This window comes from Abditibacteriota bacterium, from assembly GCA_017552965.1.
In the GTDB taxonomy this organism is placed as follows: Bacteria; Armatimonadota; UBA5829; order UBA5829; family UBA5829; genus RGIG7931.
Genome location: JAFZNQ010000136.1, coordinates 1 through 4,139 on the forward strand (window position 1 = coordinate 1; position 4,139 = coordinate 4,139).

The window sequence follows — 4,139 nt, forward strand, 5'->3', positions numbered from 1 at the left end:
TAGGCGGACACCTTGGTGGCTCCGCTGACGAATTCGGTGGAGATACAGTCGCCTATGAGCCTGCCCTCGGTGAAATAGGGCATGTATTTTTGTTTTATGCCCCAGCAGGTCCTGAGGGCTTCGGACAGCTGCGGGATGTCCTTCAGATAGCAGTTGCCGTTGATATCGGTGCCGATGCGGGGGAAGGCGTTGATATAAAAATTGTCCAAAAACATCTTTTTGGCTTCGCTGCCGCTCTGGGTGACGTTCATATTTATGCGGGGATATTTGAAAATGCTGTTGAAGGCCTGCTTGTCACGGAAGCCTCCCCAGTTCCAGGTGTAGTCCAGCCATTCCATGGATATCTCCATGTTATACACCTCTTCTCCGGACCAGGTGCTGTCCGGATCTATGGCCTTCTGGTGCCGGCGGAATTCCCTGGATATATCCACCATGTTGTTGTCGCCCTCGGCTATATTGAAATACTGATCCCAGCTGATGGAGGGCAGTCCCCTGTCGGCCAGGGCGTTCATGCTTTCGAGAGCGTCCTGCTTCCACTGTTTGTTGGCGGGGCCTATCTGCTCGCCCTTGTAAAGGGAGGAGTAGGTGGGCTGGAACCTGGGGATGGTCTCTGTGTGCTGGGTCCAGTTGTTGCCGTTGCCCTGGGGCGTGGGCACCCCGTAGCGCTCCAGCCCCTCTCTGGCCTGTATCAGAACGGATATAAAGGGGGTCACCTCCACTCCGTAGCGCTCCTTGCACAGCTTATGCATTTCCACGAATTCGTCCATGGTCCCCAGATGGGTGTAGGGCTCCGGCAGAGGAAGCCTGAAGCCCCGGTGCCAGGACCATATGTTCAGCTCCGACAGGCCGTGCTCCGAGGCCTCCTTGCACAGGGCGGGGAAATCGCTGAAACGCCAGCGGGGGTCCGACTTGTCAGCTTCCCAGCCCAGACACATTTTCACCGAGCGGAAGCCTATGGCCTCCTGCACTCTTTTGGGCACGGGGTAGGGGCGGTGTATTTTGGAATAGGCGTAGCGGGCGTAGGGCTCTATCCCCTTGGCCCAGCCTCCCGCGTGGGCGGTGAGGATGTAGGAGGGGCTTTCCCAGGTCTCGCCGGGGCCTATGTCCCGCAGGTCCACGTTGGACAGGCGCAGCTTTTCCTCTATGCCGTCCCGGGTGGCTCTCAGGCGGGTGCGCTTGTCCCAGCCCCACTGCTCGGGATAAAAGGACAGGCCGCCCTTGTGGCTGCCGATGTCGAACCAGCGCATCATCATGCTGTCAAACAGACCGCCGGGAGTGTATTCCTCGCTGAGATAGGAGGCGTCCATGCAGAACTGCTGTCCCAGCCGTCCCTCGCTGGGGGCCAGCTGGCTGAAGGGCTCCATGCTGAAGCCGCAGGTCTTCAGGAGGGTGTCGTCGCCGGCAAAGCGGATAATGTCGCCAAAGTCCGGAAACAGGACCTGGCGTACAGCCGTGTGGGAATCGTTGATTATGTTGCATTTCCAGCAGGTGCTGACGCCGCCGTCCAGGGCGGTGATGGTCACCGTAGCCCTGACGCTGCCCTCCGGCTGCAGATAGTCCCGGGAGGCGCCCAAGCGTTCCCAGTGTATGGTGACCTCTTTGTCTGTCACCCTGATCTCGGCGTTTTTGGAAAAGCGGCTGGCAAGCCGCAGGGGCTCAAACTCCGGCACCGGATAAGCCAGGTCGAGAATGGAGGCCGCTTCGCTGCGGGCGTCCAGCAGCCTGCCCTGGCCCGGCACCGACAGAGAGATGATGGAGCCGGTGCCTTTTTCTATCTCCAGCTCCAGCCCGTTCAGGCTGGCGGATACTGTGTCGGCGGCGAAGACCTGCGCCGCCAGTAATAAAACCATGATAAGGGAAATGATATACTGCATCGTTACCTCGTTTTGTGTGATGTCTTTATTAATTATACCACAGACGGAGAGAAGAGATAGGCTTTGGGAGAATAATGCTGCTCCGGGATGAGGTTGGAGGAACGACCGGAGAAGAAGGCAAAACATATCCGCCCGGCATTAAAACGAAACCCGGCGCTTATCAACGCCGGGCCTCGTAAGGTTCTTAAATATTGTTCTGCTCAGTTTCTTTGGGACCTTGAAATCCAAAACTGTTGTACTTAGTTTGACAATTCACTATCAATATACGTACTCCACGTTATCGCGTACGTCAAGCCCGCGTGTGGTTTTTAGCGAAATAACTTTGCCGTCTTTTTTCAGCAGTATTTTCCTGGGCTTTTTCATAACAATGGAAAATGCCTCAACCCTGTCTTGCATCATACTTCTTGTTTTATCATCCATCCGTATCCATCCGTCAAAACCGTTATCGGTATATGTCGGTTCCGTTGAAGATATTTTTTCTATATTCCTGCCACCTGAAGGCACTTCGCGTTCTCCGACACCGTTCCACCAAACCGCTTTTACAGATAGCGCAGGTATTCTTTCTTTCTCCCTGATCTCTTCTTTTGTCAGTTCCGGCAGGCCGATCACCTTGCCGTTTTGGTCTTTGGCATATATTCTTTTTTTGTTACGGATCCCGTAATGCATTACCGCTCCGACGGAATTGCTGATCCGTATAATATCCGGCGTTATAAATACTGCCTGAGTTACGTGGCCGTTAAAGGCCGATTGCGCATTTATACGATATATCAACTGTTCATCCATTAACTCTGTTTTATTATCGACCAGATACTTTTCGCAGCACCAAATACACCCTCCTGCCAACTCCAAAAATCGAACTTTGTCATGCTTGATAATGAAATCTGTTATGGGAGACTCTGGATAATTATCTACGCCGTCAAAGTCTTGTGTATGTGATATGATAACTCTATGCTTGTTCCGGCAAACTATGCTGAGCTTACGGGAATCCTTTTTCTTGTCGATATACAGATCATAAGTCTCCTTGTTGTTTTGCGCCAAGACACAGTCAAAGCGCCCGAATTCGGGATCGTAAGGAATAGACTCATCCTTTGTCTCGATCTTTTTGCTGCCCGGTGTTGACAAATCAGTCCGCATACCGGTCTTTACGTCATTATGTTTGCCGACGCCGGTCACTACGATACAAGCGGCTAAAACGGCAAGGTAAAAGGCTACGAGAATAACAGTCTTTTTAGATTCCATTTACCGGGTCTCCGTAAGTCAGGTAGTTTCCAAAATTTTGTGTAAACTCTTTCTGCAAGAGCAATACAACTTTATTATATCACAAATAGGTCTCCTTTTATCAGCTGATTATAGTCGCGTCAATTTTTTTTCATGGCAAGCCTCCTTCATGGGTAGAGTATTGTCTTTCGAACATTTCGTCCAATTCGCTTCTGCACATCAGAAAGCCGGGCTGTATTCTCTCATATATTTTTTTGTTAAGGTTTATCGCAAAGCTGAAGACAAACCTTTCAAGGGAATCCTCGCTGGGAAATTGATCTTTTTTCTTGGTTTTCCGTTTTAATTGCCGGTGTATGTTTTCCACTACATTAGTAGAGTATATACAGCGCCTTATCTGTTCCGGAAAAGCATACAGGCAAAAAAGATCGTCTCTGTTCTCAAACAGTGTAACGAGTTTCCTGTAGGACTTCCCGTACTTCTCTACTACGGCGTTAAGGGCATCCTCCGCAGACGAGGCATCTGTCTGGCGATATACCCTCTTCAGCATATCGAGAACAGCCGTGCGATCCGATTTCCTTACCATATATTCGGCATTTCTCATCAGATGGACCCAGCAGCGCTGAAACTTCGCCTCGGGATAAACCGTTTTGCAAGCATAGCCCAAGCCTTTCAGACCGTCAGAAACAAAAAGCAACACCTGCTCTACGCCTCTGTCTTTTATATCTTTAAGCATATGCTCATAATTAAAGGCGGATTCGTTGGGATATACCGCATAGGAGAGTATCTCCTTTTTGCCTTCATCGGTTATGCCTATTAGGGCATGCAGCGCTTCTTTATCTACTCTGTCACGCCTGAGATTCAGCCATGTCGCGTCTGCGTAGATGACTACATAACGGCGGGATAGACGTCTGTTTTTAAATTCGTCTATCAGCCCGGTCACCGCGCAGGTAATGTTTGAGATCACGCTCTTTGAATATCCGTTGCCAAAGTATTCACCAAGCAGCTCCGAGATCTCGCTATAGGTTATTCCCATAGAATACATCTTCA

3 protein-coding genes are annotated in these 4,139 nt (G+C 50.7%); all 3 read right to left on the minus strand.

The features are described 5' to 3' along the window. On the minus strand, positions 1-1,850 hold a 1,850-nt coding region (locus IK083_11095), incomplete at its 3' end, for a hypothetical protein (GenBank protein ID MBR4750099.1). A gap of 282 nt (positions 1,851-2,132) precedes the next feature. After that, on the minus strand, positions 2,133-3,113 hold the full coding sequence (locus IK083_11100; protein ID MBR4750100.1) for a hypothetical protein: 981 nt from the start codon (positions 3,111-3,113) through the stop codon (positions 2,133-2,135). A gap of 130 nt (positions 3,114-3,243) precedes the next feature. After that, positions 3,244-4,139: IS256 family transposase (locus IK083_11105; protein MBR4750101.1), on the minus strand; the 896-nt coding region annotated here is incomplete at its 5' end.

Coding starts and splice junctions, on each gene's coding strand:
- IK083_11100 (MBR4750100.1), bottom strand. CDS start 3,113: ATGGAATCTAAAAAGACTGTTATTCTCGTAGCCTTTTACCTTGCCGTT.